Annotated in this window: 1 protein-coding gene; it reads left to right on the top strand. The window is 68.4% G+C overall.

The features are described from left to right. Nucleotides 1–328: 328 nt before the first annotated feature. Nucleotides 329–6,119, top strand: a 5,791-nt coding sequence (locus AB0D59_RS50980; RefSeq protein WP_362580028.1) for a DNRLRE domain-containing protein, incomplete at its 3' end; no start/stop codon positions are given.

Raw genomic sequence — 6,119 nt, 5'->3', positions numbered from 1 at the left:
GTGCGGGTTTTTGGGTTGTGGGGGTGGCTGGATATCTGTGTCGGTTGGCTTGATCGCGTATGTCGGGGGTGGTTTATTGGCTTTTCTTCTCTGGCTTTGCGAATGCTTTGCCATGTTTGTTTTGCGACGAGGGGGCTTGGTGTCTTTGTGTGTCTTTTGCCTTCTTTTAAGTTGGGCTAGTTTTTCGGCTGCTGTGAACTGTGTGGTTCTTGTGAAAACGGGAGTGTGAATGAGCAGGTGGTTGGGGGCCGGGCGCAGACGCAGACCTGGTCTATTGGGCCGTGGGCGGTCGTGGAGCCGGGGCATAGCCGGTTCGCTGGCGCTGGCCATGGCTGTGACAGCTTTCGCTGAGACAGAGCCGGCCTTCGCCGCGGGGGCGGTGGCAGGGAAGGGGGTTGCGGCAGCGACTTCCGGGAGCAAGGCGAAGCACTACGCGTCCGCGGCCGCCGATATGGCATCGGCCCGGGTCCTTGCCCGGTTGTCGGGCAAGCGAGTGGAGGCCTTGGGGGAACGGACGGAGACGTCGACGACGTGGGTCAACCCCAATGGGTCGTTGACGACGGAGTTGTCCGCGGGGCCGGTGCGTTTCCAGGACAACGGTGCCTGGCGGGCGGTCGATCTGGACCTGCAGGCTGCAGGTGGAGGGGTGGCGCCCAAGGCGCATCCCCGGGGGCTGCGTCTTGCCGGCGGTGGCAAGGCCACCGAGCGGTCGGCCGGCGGAGCGGGCAGGGCTCAGGACCTGGTGACGCTGGGAGAGGGCGATCAGCAGATTGCCCTGCAGTGGAAGGGCGATCTGCCCAAGCCGGTCCTGAAGGACAACCGGGCGACCTACCGTGGTGCGGTGCCGGGCGGGGATGTGGTGGTGGAAGCCACCCGTACCGGGTTCGAGCAGTTCGTCCAGATCATCAAGCGGCCCTCGGCGGAGGGTTACTCCTACACGCTGCCGCTGAAGGCCAAGGGCCTGAAGGTGGTGCAGAACAAGGACGGCAGCCTGCTCTTCACCGACAAGAAGGGCAAGAAGCAGGCGGTGATGCCGGCCCCGGTGATGTGGGACGCACAGGTCGACAAGGTCTCCGGAGAGCACACTCATCAGGCGCCGGTGAAGCTGCAGGTCGTCCGTGGCAAGGGGACCATCAATCTGGTCTTCACCCCGGACGCCAAGTTCCTCGCCGATCCCGAGACGCAGTATCCGGTCACGGTGGACCCCTCGACGTCGGCGCTGTCCAACGTCTTCGACACCTACGTCCAGCAGGGTGAGACCACCGACCTGTCCACCGATGTGGAGCTGGACCTCGGCAACCCGGGGACGACGAACCCCGACGGCACCGCTCGGATCGCGCGGTCGTTCATCACCTGGAACACGTCGCGCATCAGTGACTCGCTCGTGTCGAACGCCAAGCTGTCGCTGTGGAACTTCCACTCCGGCAACACCGACTGCAACCCGCACTCCTGGGACGTGTGGGACGCGGGCAAGGCGTCGACGTCCTCCCGGTGGGCCTCTCCCAACCAGCCCGCGTGGAACCAGAAGATGGCCACGTCCACGGAGACCAAGGGCAACCCGGGCTGCACCTCGGCCCCGGACGGCTGGGTCAACGCGGACGTCACCAACCTCGTCCAGACCTGGGCATCGGCGAAGAACACCACGTCCGGCATGGGACTGCGCGCCCTGGACGAGGCCAACGTCCAGCTGTGGAAGCGTTTCAACTCGGCCAACGCCGCATCCAACGTGCCGAAGCTGACCGTCACCTACAACTACCGGCCCAAGACCGGTACCGACCAGCAGGCTGGTCCGCCGTTCTTCCAGGACGCCGCCGGCACCTGGTACGTCAACACCACGACGCCGACGCTGAGCGACACCTTCCTCGACGCCAACAACGACAAGGTCGACGGCACCTTCGAGATCGACGACGCCACCACCGGCACACAGGTCGGCAACTACCTGGTCTCTCCCTACGTGCCGTCGGGGCAGCCGGCGTCGGTGACGGTTCCCTCGGGTCTGCTCACCAACGGCAAGACCTACAAGTTCCGCACCAACCCCTACGACGGCCTGCACTACAACAACGACTGGTCGGCGTACGCGACGTTCACCGTCGACACCTCCGCCCCGTCTGCGCCGACCGCGGTGACCTCGACGGACTACCCGTCCGCGTCGTGGGTCAAGGGCGTCGGCCAGGCGGGCGTGTTCAAGGTGACGCCCCCGGCGGGTGACCAGAACGGCATCGAGTGGTCGCTGGACGGCACGACCTGGACGAAGGTGGCCACCAGCGGCACCACCCCGGTCAGCATCACCGTCAAGCCGACCAAGGCGGGCACCAACACCCTGCAGGTCCGGGCGACGGACAAGGCCGACAACAAGTCCGAGGCCCTCTCCTACACCTTCCACGTCGGTCCCGGTGGTGTCACCAGCCCCGACGAGGGCACCCGCACCGCGGCCCGTCTTCCGCTGACCGCCGAGGCGGACGGTTCGAAGTTCGACAAGGCCACGTTTTCGTGGCGCCGCGGCGAGGCCGACACCTGGACCGTCATCCCCGCAGGTGACGTGACGGTCGGCGGTCAGCCGCTGTCGGCCTGGCCGGTGGCACTGACCAGCGGCAAGAGCCCGAAGCTGACCTGGAACGCCACCTCCACCGTCAACCCTGACGGGGCAGTGCAGATCCGGGCCGACTTCACCGGTCCCTCCAGTGCTTCCGCGTCGTCCGATCCCGTCAACGCCACGGTCGACCGCAGCGCTGACGGCGCCGCGAGCGAGGACGTGGGGCCGGGCTCGCTGAACCTGCTGACCGGTGACTACACGCTTTCCGACAACGACGCCTCCTTCTTCGGCCTGTCGGTCGACCGCACCGCGTCCTCACGCTCTCCGCAGGCGGGGGCCGGCACCGGCCAGCAGGCGCCGATCTTCGGCAAGGAGTGGCTCTACGGCGCCGCCGGTGACCAGACGTCCACCCCGTGGACGGTGCTGGCCAAGACCTCCGCGACATCGGTGAGTGTCGGTGCGGCGGGTGACGACACCCGCCTGAACTTCACCCAGAACGCGGCGAAGACCGGCTGGACACCGGAGGTCGGTGCCGAGGACTTTGAGCTCACCGGCAGCTTCAGTGGCACCTTCACCCTGAAGAGCTCCGAGGGCGAGACCACCACCTTCACCGCGGTCAGCGGCAGCACCACCTTGTGGAACGCCTCCACCTCCTACCTGGAGGGCCTGGCCAACACCACGACCACCACCGTCAGCGAAGCAGTCACGGTGGGCGAGACCAAGACCTCCCGCCCCAAGCTGCTCATCGCCCCGACGTCGGCTGTCGCTGCCTCGGCGTGCGCGGCCGATCCGTCGGCCAAGGGCTGCCGGGCACTGGAGTTCGTCTACGCCACCGCCACCACCGCGAGCGGCTCTGCGCTCGGCGATGTCAAGGACCAGGTCTCGGCGATCAAGCTGTGGTCGACCGTGCCCGGGGCCTCGTTGTCCACCGTGCAGACCATCGCGTCCTACGCCTACGACGCCAGCGGCCGGCTGCGTGAGCAGTGGGACCCGCGGATCAGCCCCGCGCTGAAGACGACCTACACCTACGACAGTTCCGGCCGTGTCACGACGCTGACCCCGCCCGGACAGCTGCCGTGGACGTTCACCTACGGCCAGGCAGGATCCAACCCGGCCGCCGGTGACGGCATGCTGCTCAAGGCTTCCCGTCCGACGCTGACGCCGGGCAGCGCCAGCCAGACCAACGGCACCGCTGCCACCAGCATCGTCTACGGTGTGCCGCTGACCGGCACCACCGCACCGGAGGACCTCGGGGCTTCCGCGCTGGCCTCGTGGGGACAGACCGATGTCCCCAGCGACGCGACCGCGGTCTTCCCCGCGGATCTGGTGCCCGCCGGCAACGACGGCAGCGCCCTGGGCGCCGGCGCCTACACCCGGGCCGGCATCCACTACCTGGATGCCTCCGGCCGTGAGGTCAACGAAGCCACTCCCGGCCACCACATCACGGTCACCGAGTACGACCAGTTCGGCAACACGGTCCGGTCCCTGACCGCGGGCAACCGCGAACTCGCCCTGGGCACGACCTCGGCCCAGAAGACGGAACTGACGGGGCTGGGCATCAGCAACCTCGCCTCGGCCGAGCGGGCCCAACTGCTGTCCACCACCAGCATCTACAACGACACCGGCACCCGCGAAGTGGAAGAAGACGGCCCGATCCACCAGGTCGTGCTCGCCTCCAAGCTGCTCAGCGGCACCACCACCGTCGCGCAGGCCGGCAGCAAGGTCATCGCCCGCACCCAGACCCTCAAGGAATACGACAGCGGCCGGCCCACCGACGGCACCGCCGCGGTGAAGGACCAGGTCACCAAGGAGACCACCGCTGCCCAGCTGCGGGCCTGGCCGACCCTGGCCGCCGACCCGCGTGTGGTGGCGACCGGTTTCGACTGGGTCAAGGGCGTGGCCACCACCAGCACCCAGGACCCGGGCGGCCTGGCACTGACCACGACCACCACCTACGACGACCAGGGACGGGTCATCAAGACCGCCCTGCCCGCATCCACCGGCACCGACGCGGGCGCGACGCAGACCACCTACTACTCCGCCACCGGCACGGGCACCTGCAACGGCCGCCCGGAATGGGCGGACATGGTCTGCCAGACCGCACCGGCCGCAGCGATCACGGGCGGCGGCTCCAACCCCACCCAGCTGCCGACCAAGACCACCGAATACGCCGCCGACGGGCAGGTCGCCAAGGTCACCGAGACCGCCAACGGCACCACCCGCACCACCGCCAACGGCTACGACACCGCCGGCCGCCCCACCACCGTCACCATCACCGGCGGACTCGGCACAGCCGTCCCGGCCACCACCACCAGCTACGACCCGGCGACCGGTCTGGCGAACAAGCAGACCTCCACCGCCGGCGGCACCATCACCAAGACCTTCGACCAGCTCGGCCGTCAGCTGACCTACACCGACGCCGACGCGGCCACCACCACCACCGAGTACGACACCCTCGACCGCCCGTCGAAGGTCACCGACACGGTCCCCTCGACGACCACCTACACCTACGACACTGCCATCGACCCGCGCGGCCTGACCACCTCGGTCACCGACTCGGTCGCCGGCACCTTCACCGCCCGCTACGACGCCGACGGTGACCTGGCCACCCAGACCCTGCCCGGCGGCTACACCCAGACCGACGAACAGGACACCACCGGCTCAGCCACCGCCCGCACCTACACCCGCACCAGCGACGGCACGGTCCTCGCGGCCGACACCGTCAGCGAGAACACCCACAGCCAGATCGTCACCCACGGCGGCACCCCCGGCGTGACCGCCTCCCAGGCGTACACCTACGACAACACCGGCCGCCTCACCCAGGTCCAGGACACCGGCGCCGACGCCGTGTGCACCACCCGCACCTACACCTTCGACAAGAACAGCAACCGCAAGACCCTGGCCACCGCCGCCGCCGGTGTCGGCCTCGACTGCACCACCACCGGCGCCACCACCACCAGTTCCACCTACGACAGCGCCGACCGGCTCATCGACACCGGCTACACCTACGACAACCTCGGCCGCACCACCGCCCTGCCCGGCGCCACCCTCGCCTACTACAACAACGACCTCGCCCAGCAGCAGGTGGCCGGCACCCAGCGCCAGACCTGGACCCTCGACTCCAACCTCCGCTTCCGCGGCTGGACCACCGAGACCAACACCTCCGGCACCTGGACCCAGACCGCCGCCAAGACCAACCACTACGACTCCGACTCCGATAACCCCCGCTGGATCACCGAAGACACCAGCGGCAACCTCACCCGCAACATCGACGGCCCCGCCGGCGACCTTGCCGCCACCAGCACAGCCACCAGCGGCACCGTCCTGCAACTCGCCAACCTCCACGGCGACGTCACCCTCCAACTCCCCCTCGACACCACCATCGCCCCGACCGTCCTGGACGCCGACGAATACGGCAACCCCCGCCCCGGCCAACAGCCCACCCGCTACGGCTGGCTCGGCACCAAACAACGCTCCAGCGAAACACTCACCGGCATCACCCTCATGGGCGCCCGCCTCTACAACCCCACCACCGGACGCTTCCTCTCCATCGACCCCATCCCCGGCGGCAACGCAAACGCCTACG

This window comes from Streptomyces sp. NPDC048417 (assembly GCF_040651615.1).
In the GTDB taxonomy this organism is placed as follows: Bacteria; Actinomycetota; Actinomycetes; order Streptomycetales; family Streptomycetaceae; genus Streptomyces.
The sequence above is the reverse complement of the archived record's forward strand: the minus strand, read 5'-3'. Positions and strand labels throughout refer to the sequence as shown.